Origin of the sequence: Peptacetobacter hiranonis (assembly GCF_008151785.1) — a bacterium.
GTDB classification, from domain to species: Bacteria; Bacillota; Clostridia; order Peptostreptococcales; family Peptostreptococcaceae; genus Peptacetobacter; species Peptacetobacter hiranonis.
In genome coordinates this window covers 1,001,937-1,023,805 of sequence record NZ_CP036523.1, presented here as the reverse complement: position 1 = coordinate 1,023,805, position 21,869 = coordinate 1,001,937, and the positions used below count along the sequence as shown (strand labels likewise).

20 protein-coding genes are annotated in these 21,869 nt (G+C 29.5%); 4 read left to right on the top strand and 16 right to left on the bottom strand.

Features of this window, described 5'->3' with window-relative positions; translation table 11 throughout:
* The 6 genes from KGNDJEFE_RS04845 to KGNDJEFE_RS04820 form a co-directional block, all read right to left on the bottom strand.
* Entirely contained in the window at nucleotides 1-1,350 is a 1,350-nt protein-coding gene (locus KGNDJEFE_RS04845) for a sensor histidine kinase (protein ID WP_006439383.1), read from the bottom strand.
* Complete coding sequence (locus tag KGNDJEFE_RS04840; protein ID WP_006439382.1) at nucleotides 1,347-2,060, bottom strand: response regulator transcription factor; 714 nt, start codon at nucleotides 2,058-2,060, stop codon at nucleotides 1,347-1,349. Before KGNDJEFE_RS04840 ends, KGNDJEFE_RS04845 begins: the two co-directional genes overlap by 4 nt.
* A gap of 104 nt (nucleotides 2,061-2,164) precedes the next feature.
* Nucleotides 2,165-4,255 (bottom strand): FtsX-like permease family protein, encoded by a 2,091-nt coding sequence (locus KGNDJEFE_RS04835; RefSeq protein WP_040410241.1) that lies wholly within the window; start codon nucleotides 4,253-4,255, stop codon nucleotides 2,165-2,167.
* Entirely contained in the window at nucleotides 4,242-4,997 is a 756-nt protein-coding gene (locus KGNDJEFE_RS04830; RefSeq protein WP_006439380.1) for an ABC transporter ATP-binding protein, read from the bottom strand. The genes KGNDJEFE_RS04835 and KGNDJEFE_RS04830 overlap by 14 nt, the downstream gene beginning before the upstream one ends.
* A gap of 645 nt (nucleotides 4,998-5,642) precedes the next feature.
* Nucleotides 5,643-6,395, bottom strand: coding sequence for a YoaK family protein (locus tag KGNDJEFE_RS04825; RefSeq protein ID WP_006439379.1), 753 nt, complete (start codon nucleotides 6,393-6,395; stop codon nucleotides 5,643-5,645).
* A gap of 227 nt (nucleotides 6,396-6,622) precedes the next feature.
* Nucleotides 6,623-7,423 (bottom strand): MBL fold metallo-hydrolase, encoded by an 801-nt coding sequence (locus KGNDJEFE_RS04820; protein ID WP_006439378.1) that lies wholly within the window; start codon nucleotides 7,421-7,423, stop codon nucleotides 6,623-6,625.
* A gap of 280 nt (nucleotides 7,424-7,703) precedes the next feature.
* On the opposite strand from KGNDJEFE_RS04820, the gene KGNDJEFE_RS04815 reads away from it, so the two are divergent.
* From KGNDJEFE_RS04815 to KGNDJEFE_RS04805, 3 genes are all read left to right on the top strand, one after another.
* Nucleotides 7,704-8,630, top strand: coding sequence for an AEC family transporter (locus tag KGNDJEFE_RS04815; protein ID WP_006439377.1), 927 nt, complete (start codon nucleotides 7,704-7,706; stop codon nucleotides 8,628-8,630).
* 22 nt (nucleotides 8,631-8,652) lie between these two features.
* Nucleotides 8,653-8,853 carry a hypothetical protein gene (locus KGNDJEFE_RS04810; protein ID WP_006439376.1) on the top strand — a complete coding sequence of 67 codons (201 nt, stop codon included), beginning with the start codon at nucleotides 8,653-8,655 and terminating at the stop codon, nucleotides 8,851-8,853.
* A gap of 98 nt (nucleotides 8,854-8,951) precedes the next feature.
* Nucleotides 8,952-10,175 (top strand): IS256 family transposase, encoded by a 1,224-nt coding sequence (locus tag KGNDJEFE_RS04805; RefSeq protein ID WP_148881802.1) that lies wholly within the window; start codon nucleotides 8,952-8,954, stop codon nucleotides 10,173-10,175.
* 271 nt (nucleotides 10,176-10,446) lie between these two features.
* Here KGNDJEFE_RS04805 and KGNDJEFE_RS04800 read toward each other — a convergent pair whose 3' ends face one another.
* The 7 genes from KGNDJEFE_RS04800 to KGNDJEFE_RS04770 form a co-directional block, all read right to left on the bottom strand.
* Entirely contained in the window at nucleotides 10,447-13,641 is a 3,195-nt protein-coding gene (locus KGNDJEFE_RS04800) for a DEAD/DEAH box helicase (protein WP_006439375.1), read from the bottom strand.
* Between the two features lie 126 nt (nucleotides 13,642-13,767).
* Nucleotides 13,768-14,556: an ABC transporter ATP-binding protein gene (locus tag KGNDJEFE_RS04795; protein WP_006439374.1), complete on the bottom strand. Its 789-nt coding sequence runs from the start codon at nucleotides 14,554-14,556 to the stop codon at nucleotides 13,768-13,770.
* Nucleotides 14,557-14,596: 40 nt separating this feature from the next.
* Entirely contained in the window at nucleotides 14,597-15,598 is a 1,002-nt protein-coding gene (locus tag KGNDJEFE_RS04790; protein WP_006439373.1) for an ABC transporter substrate-binding protein, read from the bottom strand.
* An 11-nt stretch (nucleotides 15,599-15,609) separates the two neighbouring features.
* The gene (locus KGNDJEFE_RS04785) at nucleotides 15,610-16,380 is read right to left on the bottom strand and encodes an ABC transporter permease (protein ID WP_040410239.1); all 771 of its coding nucleotides are present in this window, start codon (nucleotides 16,378-16,380) and stop codon (nucleotides 15,610-15,612) included.
* Nucleotides 16,352-16,642, bottom strand: coding sequence for an MTH1187 family thiamine-binding protein (locus KGNDJEFE_RS04780; RefSeq protein WP_006439371.1), 291 nt, complete (start codon nucleotides 16,640-16,642; stop codon nucleotides 16,352-16,354). Before KGNDJEFE_RS04780 ends, KGNDJEFE_RS04785 begins: the two co-directional genes overlap by 29 nt.
* 100 nt (nucleotides 16,643-16,742) lie before the next feature.
* Nucleotides 16,743-17,369 carry a phosphatase PAP2 family protein gene (locus tag KGNDJEFE_RS04775; protein WP_040410238.1) on the bottom strand — a complete coding sequence of 209 codons (627 nt, stop codon included), beginning with the start codon at nucleotides 17,367-17,369 and terminating at the stop codon, nucleotides 16,743-16,745.
* Nucleotides 17,370-17,605: 236 nt separating this feature from the next.
* Complete coding sequence (locus KGNDJEFE_RS04770) at nucleotides 17,606-18,205, bottom strand: helix-turn-helix domain-containing protein (protein ID WP_006439369.1); 600 nt, start codon at nucleotides 18,203-18,205, stop codon at nucleotides 17,606-17,608.
* A 171-nt stretch (nucleotides 18,206-18,376) separates the two neighbouring features.
* On the opposite strand from KGNDJEFE_RS04770, the gene KGNDJEFE_RS04765 reads away from it, so the two are divergent.
* On the top strand, nucleotides 18,377-18,994 hold the full coding sequence (locus KGNDJEFE_RS04765) for an NUDIX hydrolase (protein WP_006439368.1): 618 nt from the start codon (nucleotides 18,377-18,379) through the stop codon (nucleotides 18,992-18,994).
* A gap of 56 nt (nucleotides 18,995-19,050) precedes the next feature.
* On the opposite strand, the gene KGNDJEFE_RS04760 is transcribed toward KGNDJEFE_RS04765, so the two are convergent.
* The 3 genes from KGNDJEFE_RS04760 to KGNDJEFE_RS04750 all read right to left on the bottom strand — a co-directional run bounded on the left by KGNDJEFE_RS04760 (nucleotide 19,051) and on the right by KGNDJEFE_RS04750 (nucleotide 21,853).
* Nucleotides 19,051-19,509 carry a hypothetical protein gene (locus KGNDJEFE_RS04760; protein WP_006439367.1) on the bottom strand — a complete coding sequence of 153 codons (459 nt, stop codon included), beginning with the start codon at nucleotides 19,507-19,509 and terminating at the stop codon, nucleotides 19,051-19,053.
* A gap of 481 nt (nucleotides 19,510-19,990) precedes the next feature.
* Nucleotides 19,991-20,332, bottom strand: coding sequence for a hypothetical protein (locus KGNDJEFE_RS04755; protein WP_006439366.1), 342 nt, complete (start codon nucleotides 20,330-20,332; stop codon nucleotides 19,991-19,993).
* Between the two features lie 84 nt (nucleotides 20,333-20,416).
* Entirely contained in the window at nucleotides 20,417-21,853 is a 1,437-nt protein-coding gene (locus KGNDJEFE_RS04750) for a ribonuclease H family protein (RefSeq protein WP_006439365.1), read from the bottom strand.
* Nucleotides 21,854-21,869 lie beyond the last annotated feature (16 nt).

Genomic DNA, 21,869 nt, shown 5'->3' with positions numbered 1-21,869 from the left:
TTATTCTCCTTTCGATTTTGAGAAGTAAAGAGTAAACGTACTTCCTTTTCCTTTTTCTGATGAAACCATTACATTTCCATCTTGTAAGTTCATAATTTTTCTAACTAAATAAAGACCTACACCAGAACCTTTTTCATTTTGCACTATATCATTTCTCGATCTATAGAATCGTTTAAATATATCATTATACTCATCTGTATCAATTCCTATTCCGTTATCCTCTATATTTAATGCAAAATAATTTATTCCATTGTCTAAACTCAGATTTATTTTTCCATTTGGAGCAGTATATTTAACTGCATTATCAAGTAAATTAAATATTGCCTCTGTAGTCCACTTTCTGTCTATTGCTAAAATACAATCTTCTTTTATATCATTTTTTATAGTTATATTCTTTTTAGCTGCATCTGCCTTTACTGACGATATAGCACTTTCTATACATTCTTTTAAATTCTCCTCTTTTTTATCTATACTTATCATATCCGCTTCTAGTCTAGATATATTTATCAGAGAATCTATAAGCATCTTTAATTTTTCTATTGCTATTCCTTCAGTTTCTAAAAACTCCAACCTTTCCTCATCACTTATTCCTCCTTCTGCCAAAAGCGTGTTATAAAGTTCTACATTTGCAAGAGGAGTTTTTAGCTGGTGAGAAATATCTGTTACCAATGATTTTACATTTTCTTTTTCATTTTCGATTTTTCTCATGTTTATTCTCATATTTCTCTCTGCTTTTTCAGAAATCATATTTATCCTACATAGCAGATTTTCGTTGTATTTATTCAAATCTACACTATCATTTTCAATACTTTCTCTTTCTTGTAAAGCATTATCAGTTTTATTGTCATTCTTATTTAATGTGTTTGAATGTTTAATATTATCTACTGTATTAAAGATATTTTTCATCTTATAATACATACTTTCAAATATTTTTAAAACATATCCCATAGCTTTAATAGCTATAACTAAAATAATTATTGAAAATACTGCAAATAAAAATACAAAGAATATAATCATCATCTTTACTTTATTTTCACTTTTGTCTATTAAATCAGATGTTTTTGAAGTATATCCATATTTAGCCAGTGTATTTGCTCCACTTTCTATATATTTATTGTTATCACCTATTACAGACTTTACTATTATCTCCCTATCCTGTGGGTATTTTTCCAAAAGATAGCCTACAACAGCTGCATCGTGCTTGTATCTATCTTCTGTAATTTTTTCAAACAATACAGACTCTACAGACAAAACAGATATGAAAAATGCGAGGAACATAGCAAACGATACTACTGCGCATTTTCTAAGGAAAGAATCATTCTTTATCTCTGAAAATACTTTTCTTATCATTTTCTAACGCACCCCGCATTCCATTTATATCCTATTCCTCTAATATTTTTTATAAATATCGGCTCTGAAGGATCTTTCTCTACCTTTTTTCTAAGTCGTCTCATGTAAACAGCAACCGTATTATCATCTACAAAATTCCCGTCCATGTCCCACAGAATATCTAGTATCTGTTCCTTTTGAATAATATTCATAGCATTTTCCATTAAAAGTTTTAGAAGTTTTCCTTCTGTTTTTGTAAGCTGTACTTTTTCTGTATCTTCCCTGTTTAGAATCAGTGTATAATCTCCATAATCAAATTCTATATCTTCAGATATTAGAATATTTTCTGATGTTTTTTCTTTTTCATCGTTTCCAGCTCTTTTCATAAATGCTTTAACCTTTGATACAAGAATTGCAAGACTAAAAGGTTTTGTTACATAATCGTCTGCACCTATTTCATATCCCATAACTGCATTAAACTCTTCATCTAAGGCAGTTAACATAATAATATAAACGTTACTTATTTTTCTTATTTCCTCACAAAAATCAAATCCACTTCCATCTGGCAATCCAATATCTGTTATTATTAAATCTATTTTATTATTGTCAAAAATATTTTTAGCTTCTCCAATGCAAAATGCTGTTTCAACTTCAAATCCTTCCTTTTTCAATTTGAAACTAATTCCTCTATTTAAAGATTTATCGTCTTCTAAAAGTAAAATCTTTCCCACGTTTTCACACCTCTATCCTACAATATGTTTTATAGCTTAAATTATATCATAGAAATAAGTGTTAGCTTTTTAGATATTCGATAAAATTTATAAAATATTAAAAATTATTTTTCAATGTCTAAGATTTTTTTACATTTATTTAAGCTATATTTATATACGATAAATATAAATATTAGAACAGCGATAAATATTAACGAATCTATAGAATATGCTATTACTTCTGATTCTGAAATTTTTCCGTCGTTCATTACAAACATTATTCCTGTAAGTAGCATGCTTAAAGTTACGCCTAATATTGCAGGAACTGTGAATAATTTTGATATCTGTTGTTTTAAGCATTTTCTTACATATTTTTTGTTTGCTCCAAGTTTTTCAAGATCTTCAAATACATCTTTGTTTCTTGATGCTACAGATATACTTCTTGAATAAAGCATTATCGCTGATGCAGCTAGACATATTACACTTATGAATGAGAATACTAGGAAGTATACTGCAACACTCTGTGCAAAGTTTTTTACATCGTAAGTTTTGATAGATGGATACCATTTCCAATACCCCATAAGGTCTGGATTATCCTGATTTAGCTCTATTGTAGTTCCTTCTAGTCCCATTGATTCTATAGCACCTTCGTCGTACATTGTGTTTGGATTTGCCATTTCTTTATCCGCTCTTTTTAAAAACTCTACATATACATTTTCAGCAAATTCATAAGATTTTTCTTCGTTTGCAGTGTTGAATATAATCTGCTGTACTTTGTTTGAGTCGCCTACTTTTGATGCAATTTTTTTGTAATCTTCGTCATTTAAGATGTATCTATTTTCACAGTTGTTAGTTAGCATATACTCATTTGCTATTGTTCCCTGGAATGATAATTTCATTCCCTGTTTGCTATTTTTATCCTCTATATAGTCCATATCATAGTATCTTGTAAAGAAGTTTTCACTTTCGTCTTTATGTACTATTCTTATATATTTTCCTTTTTCTACATTTACCTTTTCTCCAGTAATTTTTTCGTATTCACTTTGACTTATGAATTCTGAAGTTGAATGATCTTTTTTGTAGTTTTCTACAACATTTCCATTGTCGTCGTAATCTCTTTCTACTCCGCTTGCACTCAGACATGCAAATTCTATTTCTTTATAGTCTTTTATTGTGACACTACTTTTGTTAGCTAATTCTTCTATATAATTTTTATTTAATTCTGATGATACAAGCGGTCTGTAAATTACAAATTCATAAGGATTAGATTTTCCCGCAGACATTACTGAAGAAGATACATTTGATATATAAGATGCTGCAAATATAGATACCGCACATAGTACAGATACTACTAGCATATTTCTGATATTCTGCTTACCTTCAAATTTTATCATTCCGTAAGATACCAGATTTTTATAGTATTTTTTAGTATTTTTCCCTTTTTTATGGTATATAACCGCATATTCTATAACCATGTATGTTCCAACTACACTTAGTAACATTATCACATTTAATATACCAGGCGCTTTTTTATCAAATGTGTATATTATTATCTTAGGAAGTAATAATCCAAAGAAAATTCCACTAACTATTAAAATCATACCTACTACTAGATGTTTTTTAGAAACTTCTCCAACTTTTTCTCTAGTGTTCTGCGCTTTTATAATAGATATTACATCTGCCTTTTTGATTGTTCTTGTAGACATTACTACTATTAATAAGCCTATTATTAAGTCAAATATCACTCCCCACAATATTCCTTGAACTGATATTGAGAAGACTGCGTATTCTTTATTTACTATAAACTGAGAAAATCCCTGCCATATTATAAATGTAACTATTTCTCCTAATACTACTCCAATCACTCCACATTTTAATACTATAGATATTATTTCTTTGTTTAATGGTTTTATTAAGTCCTTTTTTACTGTTCCAAGAGCTAACATTACTCCGATTTCTTTTGTTTTATTTCTTAAAAATAGTGATGCTGCGTATAGTGAAAATACAACACATCCTATTATAGATACTGAAAGTATTAGGTATAATTGTTTTCTTGAGTCACCACCTACAGGAAAAACTAGCTGAACAATAGGCATTTGAGCAATACTCATCATTGCTGTCATTAAAAGCACAGCAAATGTTATACAAAATTCAAACTGATTGTAATTACTTTTATTATAATTTCTAAGCTTTTTTAGTATATTACTCATTGTCATTTCCATCACCACCAAGTTCTTTTAATACACCTAATAATTCATCAAAGAATTCTTTTCTATTTCCACTATTTTTTAGCTCTGTAAATATTTTTCCGTCCTTCATAACTATAACCCTGTCACAGTAGCTTGCAGAAATTGTATCGTGAGTTACCATAAATATTGTAGCTCCTAGTTTTTTCTTTGCTTCTATGAATGATTTTATAACTGCTTCACTTGATTTACTGTCTAAGTTTCCTGTTGGTTCATCGGCTAATATTACTAGTGGATCATTCATTAAAGATCTCGCAACTGCAACCCTCTGCTTCTGCCCTCCTGATATTTCAACAGGATATTTATCTGCAATTTCTTTAATTCCAAATATATCTAGCAGTTTATTTGCCTTGTCTTCCATTTCTCGCCAATCATCTTCTTTTATTATTTTAGGCATACATATATTTTCAAATACTGTTAATCCGTCTAATAGCATAAAATCTTGAAATACAAATCCTAATTTTTCATTTCTTACAGTTGCTAATTCATCTTCTGTAAGTTTTTCCATGTTTTCTCCATTTAATATTACTTCTCCACTTTCATAAGGTATAAAGTTTGATATACAGTTTAAAAGTGTTGTCTTTCCACTTCCTGAAGGTCCCATAACTGATACAAACTCTCCCTTTTCTATGTTTACATCTACTCCCTGTAGTACTGGATAATTCTTGTTTCCTACTTTGTATGATTTATAAAGATTTTTAACTTCTAACATTTTTCTTCCCCCTTTGTATTGCTAACTTTCGATAAACTATTTTTCTATACTTTTATAATAAATGGGGAAACTTACAACTAACTTTAAGTATTCTTACAATATTGTAAGATAAAATCAAATTTTACCGAAATATATTGTTATTATGCGAAGCATAGTAGATATAGACAAACTTCTCTCCAGGCTTCGACGCGTAAGCGAAAAATAGTCTAGTTTATATTAAAATACGCGTCTGCAGATTGTCGAGAGAGTTTTGTCTATATGCTACTATGCTCATAATATCAATATTCTTGGCAAAGTTTTAATTTTTACATAGGATTAAAAAGAAAGTAAAATTATAACAACTTGAATAAAAAGATGCTTAAAATTTTATTCACTTCAATCCCCGAGAGTTATTAATATATAAATTTTGATTTATTTAGCTTGTAGTAAACTGATAAGTACATATAATTTTTTACAATAAAATAGCTGTTATTAAAATTTTATAAATAGTATTTAAGACTTAAACACAAATAGCTCCCACCGACAATTCTGTAAGCACCCAACACCATTAAAATGTGTTACATAAATGGGTTGGGCGCTGAAGCCTGGAGAGCGAATACTTGTGTTAAGTCTGTTCTATTTCAAAATTTTAATAACAGCTATATTTTAGTGTCCGCTTGGTTTTTTATGAAGTTTGTCTTTTTCTATTGTTAGGTCTGCATGTAATAAGTCAACAAATATTACAGTAAGAGGTATTACTGCAGCCCAGATTGCTCTACCTGTAAAGAAGTTTACTAGTATTGTAGCAACTGTTCCTCCAAGTACAAACATTATTATCATAGCAATGTGAGTATTCATTCTTTTTACATACTTCTGTTCGCCATGATTTCTTATCGCTTTTGTAAGTGCAACCCCAATCTGTCTAACGTGATTTGTGCAGAATGTTGTTGCCATTGGTATTTTGTAAGCCTGTCTAAATGTGTTGTACTGCATTGAGCATAGGAAGTTTATCGAAATCTGAGCAATTTGGTATGGTGCACTATCTGGTACAAATCCAAGTATTATAACAACTATAATTTCTATTAATATTAACATTGTATCCCATCTTATGAAGTGGAATTTTTTGATTGAAAGTGCCCACGCTTCAGAAAGCATAGTTCCCGCAAGATATGCAGTAAGTGGAACTAAGTAGTACGCTGCTTTTCCAAAGTTTTTGCTTCCTATAGCCATTCCCAACATTACAAGGTTTGCTGTCTGTGCATTACAGAATATTCCTCCCCTTGCTGTATATGTATACGCACCGTAAAATCCACCTACAAACATTAGAACTGCAAAGATCCACCATTTTTCACACTCTAAAAATTCTTCCTGTTCTTCTTTTAGATCCGTCGCTATACGAACAACATTTTTATATTCCAAAATGTAAACCTCCCTTCTATTTTTTATTATAAGTTCAGTTTTGCTTTTATAATTCTTATTTTTTGTAGAATTATAGCAATATAGCCGACAAATTAGATTTAATGCCGGCTATTTATCTAATCTAAATATAGAAATATTATACTCTCATTTATTTTATTTTTCAAATTTTGTTAAATATGATATATTTTTTATATTTTTGTTGATTAGTATTTTCTTCTATCTAAATTTTAAAGTTCTATAGTTTCTAAATCATCTGGTATTGCTATGTTTCCACTAAAGAATTCTTTTCCTTCATTGTAGTACATAGTTTTTCTGTTAGCTATATTTTTATCTTCTGTGTGATATAAAAGTATGTTTTTTATACCAAGTTCTGTAGCTAATTCACAGGCATCTTTAACTGTTGAGTGATGTTTTTCATAAGGTTTGAATTTATCAGCTTCTGAATATAGACAAAAGGCTTCGTGAAGTAACCAATCGCTGTTTTTAGCATATTTTTCTTCTTTTTCGTTGTATGGTTCATCACCACAGCAAGTAAGTTTTTTATCGTTATCGTAAATCATACTAAATCCAAACTGTTTTGCTTTAGTTGAGTGTATATCGAAAAATACAGTTTTGTTTCCTATTATTTCTCTTTCTTCCCCATCTTCAACAGGTATTATATGTACTCTTTCACCTATAAAATCTGTTTCTTTTTTATTAAGAAGCATGTGAGCAATACTATTTATTATATCGCAAAGCTCCCCATGTGCGTATATGTTTACATCCCCTACATATTCACCTTTTTTCATTGACCGGCAAATTTTTCTAATCATCCATATTACGCCGATAACATGATCAACGTGTTTATGAGTTACAAATATTTCTTTGATATTTTTCCAATCTATACTTGCATCTTCTAGTTGGTTGAATATTTTATTTCCACCACCACCATCTACTAGTAGCTGTTTTTCTCCATTTGTCAGTACAAAAGTTGTGTTGTAACATTTAGTTACCATTGCATTTCCTGTTCCTAGCATTGTTATTTTCATAAAATTTTCCTCTTTTCTTGATAGTTTTTTTAATTTTATTATTCTATTTAATTTTTAATATTTACATCTTCTTTTATTATAATACCCAAAAGTATTTTTGTATTAACTTATTTTTTTATTAATAACTTTTAAAACCTTTTCCTTTCTTTATTTAACTTTACTCTAATTATTTTAAGCATCTTGTATTGATTTTATCCATCCTTAAAATTATAGCTATTTCAACAAATTGATGATAAAATTATTGTATATAAAGTATTTTTTGAGGAAATTTTGTGAGGTGATGTATTTGAGTTTTAAAAATATTTTTACACAGGTAGCAGTTTTATTCATTATAATTTTGGTGGGATATTTTGTAAGAAAGAAAGGCCTTTTAGATGAGTCTTCAACTTCTAAACTTTCTTCTTTAGTTATGAATATTTTTCTTCCTGCTATGATAATTACTGCTATGCAGATTCAATTTGATAAAGAGATGATTCCAAAGATTCTTTCTCTTCTTTTTGTGTCTATGGTGATGTTTGGGGTGTCTACTATAGTTGCATTTTGTTTGAAAATTTTTATCAAGTCAGATTCAAAGTTAGGAATTTTTCAATATGCATTAGTTTTTTCTAATTCTGGATTCATGGGATATCCTGTTGTAGAGGCGGTTTTAGGGAAAGGTGCAATATTTTATGCAGCTATTTTCAATCTTCCTTTTAACTTCCTTTGCTTTACACTTGGTGTGTATTTCTTGTCAAAAGGAAATAGTAATGCTAAGTTTTCAATAAAATCTATGATAAATCCTTCTATGATTGCTGTATTTATAGGGCTTGCTCTATTCGTTACAGGTACTGAACTTCCAGTGTTTATCAACCATCCATTAGAGCTTTTAGGAGATGTTACTACTCCTATTTCGATGATTGTTATAGGATCTATGCTTGCTGGATCTTCTGCAATGGAATGTTTTAAAAGATTTGATATGTATATGTTAGCAGTTTTAAGACTTGTTGCTATTCCTGTGCTTGTGTTCTTGGTACTTAGACCATTTAGTTTTGATTCAGTTGTTATGGCGATTCCAGTTGTTATCTCTGCTATGCCATCAGCTGCAAATACTGCTATTATGGCAAATGAGTATGGGGCGGATGTTGCGTTGGCTTCCCAGGCGGTGTTCTTTACGACGTTGTTCTCGGTGGTGTCAATTCCGTTGATTAGTGTGTTGTTGTTAGGATAAAAATAATAAGGAGGTAATTATAATGTGTAATTATGATACAAATGAAATATTAAAAAAAATTAATGATCTTCAATTAGAAATTAAAAAAGTTAATGAAATAGCAGACTCTGAAATAGAAAGGTATACAAAAACTATTAATGAATATCGAGAAAATAAGTTATTAGAATTAAATATTGAACTTAATAATTCTGAGTTGCTATTGAAAGAATTATTAAAAAAATAAATTAGAAAAGGTCAAGAAGATTGAGTATATGAAAAAAAGTCTGTAAATTTAATCGCCTTCTATGGTAATATCAAATTAATCATAGGAGGCGATTTTTTATGGGCAGAAAGAAAAGAGAACCATTGAATCCAGAAAAGAAAAATATAATAGCGGAGCTAATTAAAACATATGAAATTAAAACCGCTCAAGACATTCAGGATGCACTTAAAGATCTTTTGGGGGATACTATTCAAGAAATGCTTGAATCTGAAATGAATGAGCATCTTGGATATGAAAAATATGAACGTGGTGAAAATACCAACTCAAGAAATGGATATAAAACAAAAAGAGTAAGATCTGGAATGGGAGAATATGAAATTGATGTGCCTCAAGATAGAGATTCTTCTTTCGAACCTCAAATTGTCAAAAAAAGACAAAAGGATATTTCTGAAATAGAGCAAAAGATAATAAATATGTATGCTTTAGGCATGAGTAATAGAGATATAACTTCTCAAATAGAGGATATTTATGGATTTGAACTATCTGAAGGAATGATTTCAGATGTAACTGATAAAATAATACCTAAAATCGAAGAATGGAAATATAGACCTCTTGAAAGTGTATATCCTGTTGTATATATAGATGCTATCCATTTCTCTGTTAAAGAAAATGGTTCTGTTAAGAAAAAAGCTGTCTATGTAATTCTTGGTATAAGTTCCGAAGGATACAAAGAAATTCTAGGATTGTATATTGGAGATACTGAAAGCTCTAAGTATTGGTTTTCTGTGCTAAATGAATTAAAAAATAGAGGTGTAAGAGATATTTTAATCGTTTGTGCTGATGGACTATCAGGAATAAAAGAAGCGATAAGCTCCGCTTTTCCAAATACTGAATATCAAAGATGTATTGTTCATCAAGTTAGAAATACATTAAAATATGTATCATACAAAGATAGAAAGGAATTTGCTAATGATTTAAAAACAATATATCATGCCATTAATGAAGAACAGGCTCTAGCTAATTTAGAACGTACTTCAGAAAAATGGAATGAAAAATATCCAAATTCTATGAAATCTTGGTTTAGTAACTGGGATTCAATTATACCGATATTTAAATTTTCGCCAGAAACTAGAAAGGTAATTTATACTACAAATGCCATTGAAAGTGTAAATTCGCAGCTTAGAAAAATAAATAAAAAAAGAACTGTTTTTCCAAATAAGATTTCTCTAGAAAAATCACTATACCTATCAATTGAAAAAATAAGCAAAAAATGGAGTATGCCTATTAGAAACTGGGGTTATATTTACGGAGAACTTTCAATAATGTATGAAGATAGATTGTAATAATTAAAAAAGTCAAGAAAACCGCTTTTTAGCTGGTTTTCTTGACATGCAACAAAATAAATAATATTATGTGTTCAAAGGCGTTAGCCATTTACTCATAAATTATTTTAAGTCTATTATACTACCTAACGGTAGTTTAAGCCATAGAGGGCTTATTTACAGAAAAAATTCTATATACCCAGAAGATTTTTACATTTTCCTGACCTTTTTTAATTTATTTTAATATTATATATTTTACTAGGAGCATATTTTTTTCCTACTACTTTAGATTTTATCCAACAAGTTTATTTGTCTTTTTAAGATATTTTGCCGGAATTCTTTTATCTAATTTCCATATAATATTCATTGGTTTTGATCCAGTATGACTTACATACTCTGCCGGTCCTAAGAATGTATATGGCATAGTTTTTCCATATTTATCATTTTTAAATTCACGAACAAATAGTACAACTCTACTTCCTTCTTTTACGTGATTTCTGTATCTCTTACCTGTTTTACTATCTTCACTAGTTGTACTCTGACTCTGCCAGTGGAATAATTCGTCGTTTATAGAATAGTCCTCGTACATAGTTGTAGGTGAGTAGTCTTTATCTGATTTGTTAAGAGTTATAAAGAAAATATCTGTTTTCTTGCTTTCAATCCAAAGCACTCCTTGTCTTACAGATGAGAAACTAAGATAATCAAATCCCATTAAAAGCTGTCTTTGAGTATATGTACAGTGTAAATCTATAGGACAATCAAATCCTAAATCAACTTCTTCATCAATAAAATCTATTTTACTGTAATTATATTCTAATAGTTCTATCAACTCTTTTCTCATATAATCACTTTTTACTAATTTATTTATATTTTCTAAAACTTTCTCATCATTCCAATCCTCAGCTACTTCTCCCCAAACTGTAACATAAAACATTTGGAGCATTCTCTTTTCTAATTCAGACATATGGTTTATTTCTACATTTTCTATATTCTTTAAAAATACTATTAAAAATTCTATCCATCTTCTTGAGTCTAAAGATGTAAAAGTATACAGCGCCGCACTCATCTCCTTTTCTATAGAGTCTTCAAAATCATCTGTAACGCCTGCAGCTACACATAGTCTGCTAAATGATAAATCTTTATATTTATAAATTATCTTAGGATCCAAATGATAATATTCTAAGAAATTCGCTAAATTTAACTCTAAACCAGTATCCTCTTCAAAAGTAGCCACTTTGTTTACTAATGCTGCTCTATTTCCATAGGATGCTTTTATATTAGACATGATATGTTCCTTAGCTTTTTTCTCAAGCTGAATATAGCATCCCTTTGGAACACCTACAAATCCTCTCTTTATCTCACTTTCAACACTCTTGTTAGTATTTGATAGAAGCGCTGCAAATTTATCTTCAAAATTATATCTTTTGTTGGCCTGTCCTATAAAATCAAGTACAGTTAAACAGTCTTTTCCCTCAGACAATCTAAGACCTCTACCTAACTGCTGTAAAAATACTGTCAAAGATTCTGTTGGACGCAAGAATAATACTGTATTTATCTCAGGAATATCTACCCCTTCATTATATATATCAACAACAAAAATAAATCTAACTTCTCCTTTTACAAGTCTATCTTTAGCAGTTTTTCTCTCTTCATCAGGAGATTTTCCTGTTAAATACATTGAGGGAATTCCTCTTTCATTTAAAAACTCACTCATAAACTCAGCATGTTCTACTGATACACAGAACCCAATTCCCTTAACATCGTCTATATCAGCGACATATCTAAATATTGAATTTACAACCAAATCCGCTCTTTTTTCAGCAATCTTTCTATCTAGAGCATAGACATTAGATAACTCGTTCTTATCGTATCCACCTGCACTCCATTTTAAATCATCTAAATCTACATTATCTGTAACCCCAAAATACTGGAATGGGCAAAGTAGCTTTCTATCAATTGCTTCTGGAAGTCTAATTTCTGCAGCAATTCTATTATCAAAGTATTTTAAAATACTCTTTCCATCCATTCTCTCTGGAGTTGCAGTAAGTCCAAGAAGAATATTTGGTTCGTAATATGTCAATAAACTCTGATATGTAGGCGCTGCTGCATGGTGAAACTCATCGACAATTATATAGTCATAAAAATCTTTGTCAGTTTTCTCTATAAATTTCTGAGAGTTGAATGTCTGAATAGATATGAATAAATTATCTAAACTATCCGGTTTGTAGTTACCAACAAACATATCTCCAAAGTTTGCATCTTTTAACACAGCCCTAAATGTGTACATACTCTGTTTTAAAATTTCTTCTCTATGTGCTACAAATAGAAGCCTACAAGGTTTGTCTGGATTTTCTTTTCTAAATCTTTTGTAGTCTAGTGCAGATATTACAGTTTTTCCAGTACCTGTTGCTGCAACTACCAAGTTTTTGTAATGTCCTCTAACTTTTCTCTCTGCATCAAGTTTATCTAAAATCTCTTGCTGATATGAGTATGGTGCAATATCAATAGTGTACATCTCTTCGTTATTAGACTCGTAATACTTCTCAGCTTTTAAAGCTCTTGCTAGTTTTTCCTTTTGGTCTTCTTTATAGTATTCAAATTCATTAGAGTTCCAATAACTTTCAAATGTAGCCTCTATTTTTGCTATTGTTTCTGGTAAATCCTTTTGAGTTACCTTAACATTCCATTCTAACCCGCTTGATAGTGCGGCATTTGATATGTTTGATGATCCTACATAGGCAGTTGTGAAACCTGTATTTCTATAAAATACATATGTCTTTGCGTGAAGTCTAGTTCTTTTTGTGTCATAACTTATCTTTATTCTGGTGTTGTTTAGTTCCCTAAGCTCTTCAATAGCTTTAATATCAGTTGCTCCCATGTATGAAGTTGTTATAATTCTAAGCTCTCCACCTCTAGCAATGAACTCTTTTAAATCCTCAATTATCAATCTCAAACCACTCCATCTGATAAAAGATACAAGCATATCTATCCTATCACTAGATGCTATTTCTTTTTTAAGTTCTGTAAACATCTGTGGTTCATGCACAGCTCCTGTAAATAAGCTACTTTGAGCAATTGAAGTTTCTGGTCTAGTTACTTTCTTATTTCCATCTAGTGAAAGTACTGTATTTTTCTTGTCGTAAAGTGCAAGTAACTGCTCACCCTCATCTGTTACAGACATTTTTTTGTAATCTTCGTCGTTAGTTTCTTCTTTTATTAAGTCCACTATTTTATTTATTAAAGATATTTGTTTTAATCTGGCATTTTTCTCTTTTTCGTCTTTTTTACCTTTTGTGGCTTTTTCTTCCTCTTCTTTTACAATGTCTAGTCCTTTTTCTACTATTTCAGATACATATTTTGCAAATACTTTTGATGATTCTGCATAGTCTACAGTTTCTTTTTCTATGTGTTTTTCGTCGTTTTTATCTATTAGTTCTTGGTTTATGTTTTCGTTGATTATTTGTTCGTAGATACCATTTTTAAGCATGATTTTTCTCCTTTTTGTTGATAATTTTATTGTATCATTTTAAGTATTCGCGATCAATCATAGTTATTTTTAATATATTTTTCCAATAAAAAAGGCTGATACTCTCGTACCAACCGTTTAAAAACTCTACACATGTAAAACATCCAGAATATCTTTCTTCAACTTAAACGAATACTCGACATCCCCTATCCTATCTCGATCCACAACAATCTCCATACTAACACTCGATGGCTTATTAGAAATAACATAAATCCTGTCAGAAAGCAAAATCGCCTCCTCAATATCGTGCGTAATCAACAAAATAGTCGACGTCACTTTCTTCCTAATATCCAAAAGCCATTTCTGCATAGAAGACTTTGTAATCGAATCTAATGCTCCAAATGGTTCATCTAGCAACATAATATCATTTGAATTGACATAAGTTCTCATAAAATTCGCCCTCTGTTTCATACCACCAGAAAGCTCCTTAGGATACTTGTTCTCATAACCCTCAAGTCCAAATACCTTAAAATACTGTCTAACTTCTTCTCGAGCCTGAGATTTCTTTTCTTTTCTAAGAACAAGAGGAAGCGAAACATTGTCTATTATTGTCTTATATGGAAGAAGAAGATCTTTCTGATACATATAGCTAAGCTTTCCATTTACATCAACTGTACCACTGTCCTGCTTCAAAAGACCTGCTATCATATTAAAAATTGTACTCTTACCACATCCACTTGGACCTAGTATTGATACAAGCTCTCCTTCTCTAACATCAATAGAAATATTATCAATTATCTTATCTCCATCAAATGATTTGCTAATATTTTCAATTCTTATCTTAGAATCTAATCTATTATCAGAATCTAAACTACTATCAAACTCTAATACATCCTTAGACTCTAAATCTTTAATTTTATTATCTTCTCTATTCATATTCTCTCGATTTCTTTATTATCTATTAAGATTTTATTCTCTACTGAGGTAGGAATTCGTTTGTATAAGCATCTTCTGGTTTTAAGTCTTTATTTATTAAACCGTATTCTTTTAAAAATGCTGTATAATTATTCCAAACTTCATCCTTCATTTCTCCCCATCTAGGTGCATCATCTTTATATTTTGATGCTAAGAATTTCTGGCTTTCTATAGCTAATTCTTCATCTATTTCTGGAGCATGTTTAACTAATATCTTCGCTGCTTCTTCTGGATTATCTATAGCGAACTGATATCCTTCTGTAGTAGCTTTCATAAATTTCTTAGCAAGTTCTGGATTATCATTTAATAAAGTTTCATTAGATATTATTACTGGAGTGTAATAGTCTAATCTCTTATCAAACTGATTAAGTGGTATAAAGTTTAAATCAAAGTTCTTTAATTTAGCCTGAACAACATCCCATCCTTCATATATCCAAGCAAAATCAACGCTATTAGTTGTTGCTGTAAAAAAGTCATCCTGTCCTATATCAGCTATTGTAACTTTATTAAAGTCTGCTCCAGTTTTTTCCATAACTGCTTTTATAGCTGCTGTTTCTGATTCAGAACCCCATCCTCCGTAGATTTTTCCTTCAAAATCTTTTGGTGTTTTTATATTTTTATCTTTTGGTGATGCAAATCCTGATGAATTGTGCTGAATTACAGCTGCTATTGCTTTTATTGGAAGCGGATCATCAGAAGTTTTAGCGTATGTAACTTCTTCCTGATATGATATACCAAAATCTGCTTTTCCTGATGCAACTAGACTTGCTGCTCCTCCTTCAGGGGGCTGAACTATTTCAACATCTAGTCCCTGATCTTTGTAGTATCCATTTTCTAAAGCAGTATAAAGTCCTGTGTGATTAGTATTTGGAGTCCAGTCTAATACTACAGTTACTTTTTCTCCTCCATCTGCTGATTTTTCTTCTTTTTTAGAACATCCCGAAAGAGTTGTAAGCATCAGGGCTCCAGCAAGGGCTATCGATATATATTTTTTAATTTTCATAAATTATCTCCTTAGACATTCCTATTTTTTAAAACTTTTTTTCTTATAATTTGCACTACTCCAACAAATATTAAACTGAATATTACTATAAGTATTGTAGATGCAAATACTTTATCTAATGCATAAGCCTTTTTAGATCTAACCATATACACACCAAGTCCAACAGTTCCTCCAAGCCATTCAGCTACAGTTGCAGCCATAACAGCATAAGTTGCAGAAATCTTTAATCCAGAGAAAAGTTTTTCTATAGACATAGGGAATTTTAAATGTATAAATGTATCTAATTTGCTAGCATTCATTGTCTTGAATAGGTTTAAATAGTCCTTATCCACATTCTCTAAACCATCTACAAAACTAACCAATATTGGGAAGAAACACGTTAATATTACCATTAAAGTCTTTGGAAGTATTCCAAATCCAAACCAAATCACAAGAAGTGGCGCTATTGTTATTGTAGGTATCATCTGTGTTATAAGCATTAATGGATATAAACATTTTCTAATAATATCTACAAAATCCATCAATATTCCCATTAAAAGTGCTATTAATACAGCCAGCATAAACCCAGATATAGACTCAAATATCGTAATAATACTATGATTAATTAAGTTTTCATAATCTGTAAAGAAAACTTCTATTATATCTGTAGGTGCTGGTAAAAGGTACTGTGGTATATCAAACTGTACCACAGCAAATTGCCAAACAGCTATTATAACCAAAAAAGTAATAATTGGATAAGAGGCTTTTTTTATACTATCTGTGGTTTCTAAGTTTGTCCTCAATAGTTAAACCTCCAGCCTTTTCATCTACTCTAGCTACAGTTATTACTCTTTCACAATTTAATTCAAAAGGTAATTTGTGCATTTTTTTGATAAGCTCAAATACTTCATCAAATTCTCCTTCAAAAGTAGTACTCATGGCACCTATTTCATATTTTAATCCACTTTTTTCTACTAACGCTATGCATGCATCTACTATTTTATATGCCTGATCTTCGTTTGCATAAGGGCGTAGAGGCATTACTGCTACGTCAGCTATTACCATAATTATCATTCCTTTCCATTTATATTGTCTACCTATTATATTATACTATCGCTAATTTTTTTAATCAAATATTCTTTAGATTAAATTCATTTTAATTTTTTTAACAATCGACAGCATAACTGTAAAACATTACAAATGATATTGAAAGTATAGTTCCTCCAATTATATCTGTAAACCAATGTACTCCAGATAATAATCTACCTACTACAATTAAAATCATTACTAAAGCTAACACAAAGTCCACAAATTTTTTTATCTTATCATTATCTATTCTCTTATTTGCCTGAATAATTGCCGTACCTATTATACAAATAGCCAAAATAGTATGAGATGATGGATATGATGCTTCTAAAACACCATCTACAAGAACTGGTCTGTAATTTATAACTACAACTTCAAAAACTAAATAACTAATCGCTACAACTATATAAAATACTCCCAACACAAGTATATCTCTGTCTATTTTAAAAATACTTTTTCTTTTTATAAGCTGATATGCACCTATTCCAGCAAAGAATATAGCTATAATAATAGGAACTATTCCCAATACTTCTGTAATATTGTACCAAGATTTATTTACCCCTAAAAAACTATGCATAAACACATTTAAAGTTGCAAATCCTATCTCAGTATTATTTACGCCCAATGATTGTACGTCTAAAAATTTTGCTCCAATTGTAAAAATTACAAATAAAAATAATAAACTTATAGAAATTTTTTTCTTCATCTTTTGATCCTCCATTAACCTGTTTTTAGATTTTTTACACTGTTATTTTTTAAGACTGTCTTGTATCAAATTTAGAATTCTTTTGTTTGTCGACAGTTAAAACTTTAATCTAAAAATAAATTTTAATGAAGAATCTAGCTATCACATTGCGATACCTATAGTATCAAATGTCTATTTTTCAACATGTTACTTATAGTATCGTTGACTTTATCTATATTATTTTTTATTAGCATTTATTATTTACTCTGTTTGATATACACAACTATTTTAATCAAGAATATCCAAAATTCTATAAATGCTATATACGGCTCTCTAGTCGCTATAAATGTAATTATAGCTATACTTGTAAGTCCTAATGAAATAATGCTGTTTATTTTATCAACAGATTTATTTTCAAACTTAGACATAATAAGTTCAGCTGCCCCGTATAATATTGTAACTCCTATTATTATCAAATAAATATATTTCCCTACTCGATTTATAGAAAAAAGATTTACTAAATATATATATCCGTTAATCTCTTTTCCAAATAACGGTATAAATAAAAATATTATACTCATCAAATCTATAATTCCAAATATAATATTTTTAAACGACTTCATATTTTCTTTCTTTTCTTTTTCTGCAGCCTCTATAATCTCCTCAGATGATAATAATTCATCTATTGAAACATCAAAAACTTCTGATATAGCTTTTAATGAACTTATACTTGGCATTCCTCTTCCCGACTCCCATTTTGAAATCGCAGTTCTTGATACAAATAACTTTTCAGCTAACTCTTCCTGAGTCAAATTAGATTTTTTTCTAAAATATTGTAATTTTTCATTGAACTCCATATCAATACCAACTTTCTTTTATTATTTATTTCTTTAAATTATTTCTAGTATACAACTATACACTTTATCATTCATTATAACATTATTTTATAGATTCGTAAATTTACTTTAATTTTAATACAATTTCTAATATAATAAAGAGTATATAACTTCACTACAAGGAGCGTTGGAATGTTTAATAGACAGAAAGTTTTAGATAGACTTACAAATCACAAACCTTATATAAATGGTTCTGAATATATGAGGAGAGCTGCTGTTTTTATTCCTATGGTGAGAAAGGATGGAGAAATTCATATACTATTTGAAGTTAGAGCAAGTAGTCTTAAACACCGGCCATCTGAGATATCGTTTCCAGGCGGTGGTATAGAAGAAGGTGAAACTCCATTACAGGCAGCAATAAGAGAAACACAGGAAGAAATAGGCTCTTATCCTGAAGATATCAAAATCATTTCTGAGTTGGATTTACTTATAACTCCTGTAAAATATATAATTCATCCATTTGCTGGATATTTGGATAATATAGACCTCATGAATTTGAATAAAGATGAAGTTGACCATGTTTTTATGGTTCCTTTAAAATATCTTTTAGAAAATCATCCTAAAAAGTATTTTAATACTGTTCAGGTTTTACCAGATCAGAATCTTCCTTTTGATTTGATTCCTGGAGAGAAGAATTATAAGTTTGAAAATGGAAAATCTCAGGTTTTATTCTATAAGTATAAAGATTACGTTATTTGGGGGATAACAGCTAAAATATTGTATAACTTCTTAGAGTTTTTTGAGAACTAAAAAAGGGATTGTCACAGTTAATTTCTGTGATAATCCCTTTTATTTTTTTAATTTTATTATGCAACTAAATGTTTTTCAACTGTTTTTTCGTAGTTTATTCCAGCAAGTAAAAATGATGCTGCTGATACTAAAAGTGAAAGACCTATTGCAAGGTATATTACAACTAGTGGTACTCCACTTATAAGGTTAAATGCTCTTAATGATATACCCATAGTCATCATAAATACCATTATCATATATCCTTTTTTATCAAAGAATGCGAATAAACAAGGTTCTTCATTTTCCATGTTAACTATTCTTTTAGAGTGTTTATTAAACATTTTGTAGAACACTTTTGAGAAGAATATTGTAAATCCTATAAGCCCAAGTATTATAGCTACTTCTTTAAGGCTACTCATTACAGCGAATTCCTCTTCTGCTATTTTTAATATATTAAGTCCTGCTATAGCCCAAACTGCTCCAGCTATGAAGAATAATGTTCTTTTGTTTGCTTTTGGTTTGAATTTTTCCATCATGATTTTTCCTCCTAAGTTTTAATCTTTTTTATAAGATTTTTATTTATGTTTATATTATACCCTATGTTTTCCTCTTTAATCATTAAAAACTAAAATCATTTTGTCGTTCAAATGTATTTAAATCAAGTGTTATATTATAATCTATGCCGGAAATATGTCGTAAGTTTTATTATTTTATAATTTTTTATCTACACTCACAAAAATATTTCAACTCCAAAAATAAGCAAAAAAATAAGCAGTACCAAGACTGCCAGAAAAATTAGAACTATTATAAATCATACTCAATCCCCATAATGTGGAGTTACGAGGACTATTATGAACATACTTTGTACTTGTTAATTTAATAATACACTTTTAATTCATAATAGTCCAATCGTTAAAATCTATCGTATTATAGATAACTATAGATAGAATTTTAAAATATCAGCTCTCCATCTATAGCATTAATTATCATCTTTATTGCTATTAAAATCTTTTATAATTACTCAGTTAATCCGCTTAATATAGTTTGAATATCTGTTGAATTTAAGTCTGATTTCTTTGTAAAAATAACTATATTATCCCTTTCAGCTAATAATACCGTTTCCTCATCCATTGAAAAGCCTTCTACTTTTGAATAGTCTACAGTAGCTACTCTATCGTCTTGAAGTATCGCATTCATGATAGTATCCCCTTCTGTAGCGATAAATTCTAGTATAGACATAGATATTCCTGTTAGTGTGTTATATGTTAGAACATTAACCATATCATTAGAATTTATTGTATGTATTATTTCTAACACTTGATCTTTTTCGCTTAGATTTTGAAATTCTACTGTTTCCATTTTAAACCTCCATCTATAAATAAAATCTTTAATCCCTTTTTTATTATAACATTATTTTATTTATTTTTTTCATTAGATAAAAACTTATCTTTTTTTATTAAATATATTTTTTACTCTATCTAAAAATCCAATTTGGGTAAATACACAAGTTGGTTTAATTCTTTTATCCAGTAGTTTTTTCTTATCTCTAGCTTTTCGTCTATTTTCTATTATATTTTTAGCTATGTTTTCATTATCATATATATGTATATGCTTTTTATTTCCTTCTATATTTTTAAAGAACGGCATCCCCTCTTTATCTTCTATCTTAGCCACTTTTTTAGCCAATTTATCCACAAAATTATTCCAATAATTTCCACTATGCGACTCTATTTCATTGAAATTAACAGAAATTCCATCTTTAATACACATATTGTACAATTGCTTTAAGATTTTTCCATAGTCTATTTTAGGGTTTATTTTATTCGTACATATATCTTTAATGAAAGATAAGTCGTGGTTAATTTCAATTTCATCAGAATATTTTGTAATAAATACCCATTCAAGCGCCCTCATAGCTGCTACAAGTTCTCCCGATATATTCTTTTTGCCTGTTATATCTCTTTCTGCATAAGAATATCTATATATCTCTTTGTCAGCTTCAATAACCACAAATGCTGCACCATATTTTTTCGTAGCCTCACAATATGATCCATCTGTGTATATTTTTAATATTTTTTCATCATTTACAAAATCTATATATTTTAAATCACTTAACTCTTTATTTTTGTTTATATATTCTTTTGCTTTTTCTAAAGTATTAAATTTTTTCATATATGCACTAGAATATCCATCAGTCTGTTCTCTTGCCAGTTCATAATTTTTGTATATACCTGGTTTCCTTCCTCTTGCAACGACATAACACTTTCCTTTATACATTTTACCTTCTTCAATATATTTGTTGGCATCTTCCAAATTTTTAAATTTTTTCCATTCTGAGCCAGATACACCCTTTACCTGATTTTGAGCTTCTTCTAAAGACTCATACACACCTACCTCTCTTCCATTTCTAACAGCATAGTATACTTTTGCTGTCTTTTTTGCTTTTTTTTCTTTAGAATTTAATAAAGATCTAGTATCTTGTTTATATTCTATAGTTAATCCTGGTAATTTTTTAACAGTTATTTTATTTACATCTGTTACCAATAAGGGCTCTTTTTTTACTTCTTTCTTATCGTCCTCATCAATTTTCTTTATTGTCTTACTACTGGCTGTGCTTTGATATTTTGATGAGTAATACTTATCATCGTAATAATCGTCGTAATCGTCAATATAATCATCATTCCATTGACCATAGTCATTTTCATCGTCATAGCTTAGATTTTCATACTCATCATAGCTATAATAAGTATTGTTAATATATACTCCATCAGCTTCATTGTTCTCGTAATAGTCTATATCATCTAAATACCGCTCATCAAACTCATCCACTTTCTGGATTTCATCATTTATAAAATCCCCAAATATTTCTATTTTTTTCATCTAATCACCTCACAAT

Excerpts from the sequence above, each read along its gene's own strand:
- KGNDJEFE_RS04845 (WP_006439383.1), bottom strand. The coding sequence starts at position 1,350 with ATGATAAGAAAAGTATTTTCAGAGATAAAGAATGATTCTTTCCTTAGA.
- KGNDJEFE_RS04835 (WP_040410241.1), bottom strand. The coding sequence starts at position 4,255 with ATGACAATGAGTAATATACTAAAAAAGCTTAGAAATTATAATAAAAGT.
- KGNDJEFE_RS04830 (WP_006439380.1), bottom strand. The coding sequence starts at position 4,997 with ATGTTAGAAGTTAAAAATCTTTATAAATCATACAAAGTAGGAAACAAG.
- KGNDJEFE_RS04820 (WP_006439378.1), bottom strand. The coding sequence starts at position 7,423 with ATGAAAATAACAATGCTAGGAACAGGAAATGCAATGGTAACTAAATGT.
- KGNDJEFE_RS04815 (WP_006439377.1), top strand. The coding sequence starts at position 7,704 with ATGTATTTGAGTTTTAAAAATATTTTTACACAGGTAGCAGTTTTATTC.
- KGNDJEFE_RS04810 (WP_006439376.1), top strand. The coding sequence starts at position 8,653 with ATGTGTAATTATGATACAAATGAAATATTAAAAAAAATTAATGATCTT.
- KGNDJEFE_RS04805 (WP_148881802.1), top strand. The coding sequence starts at position 8,952 with ATGGGCAGAAAGAAAAGAGAACCATTGAATCCAGAAAAGAAAAATATA.
- KGNDJEFE_RS04800 (WP_006439375.1), bottom strand. The coding sequence starts at position 13,641 with ATGCTTAAAAATGGTATCTACGAACAAATAATCAACGAAAACATAAAC.
- KGNDJEFE_RS04795 (WP_006439374.1), bottom strand. The coding sequence starts at position 14,556 with ATGAATAGAGAAGATAATAAAATTAAAGATTTAGAGTCTAAGGATGTA.
- KGNDJEFE_RS04790 (WP_006439373.1), bottom strand. The coding sequence starts at position 15,598 with ATGAAAATTAAAAAATATATATCGATAGCCCTTGCTGGAGCCCTGATG.
- KGNDJEFE_RS04780 (WP_006439371.1), bottom strand. The coding sequence starts at position 16,642 with ATGGTAATAGCTGACGTAGCAGTAATGCCTCTACGCCCTTATGCAAAC.
- KGNDJEFE_RS04775 (WP_040410238.1), bottom strand. The coding sequence starts at position 17,369 with ATGAAGAAAAAAATTTCTATAAGTTTATTATTTTTATTTGTAATTTTT.
- KGNDJEFE_RS04770 (WP_006439369.1), bottom strand. The coding sequence starts at position 18,205 with ATGGAGTTCAATGAAAAATTACAATATTTTAGAAAAAAATCTAATTTG.
- KGNDJEFE_RS04765 (WP_006439368.1), top strand. The coding sequence starts at position 18,377 with ATGTTTAATAGACAGAAAGTTTTAGATAGACTTACAAATCACAAACCT.
- KGNDJEFE_RS04760 (WP_006439367.1), bottom strand. The coding sequence starts at position 19,509 with ATGATGGAAAAATTCAAACCAAAAGCAAACAAAAGAACATTATTCTTC.
- KGNDJEFE_RS04755 (WP_006439366.1), bottom strand. The coding sequence starts at position 20,332 with ATGGAAACAGTAGAATTTCAAAATCTAAGCGAAAAAGATCAAGTGTTA.
- KGNDJEFE_RS04750 (WP_006439365.1), bottom strand. The coding sequence starts at position 21,853 with ATGAAAAAAATAGAAATATTTGGGGATTTTATAAATGATGAAATCCAG.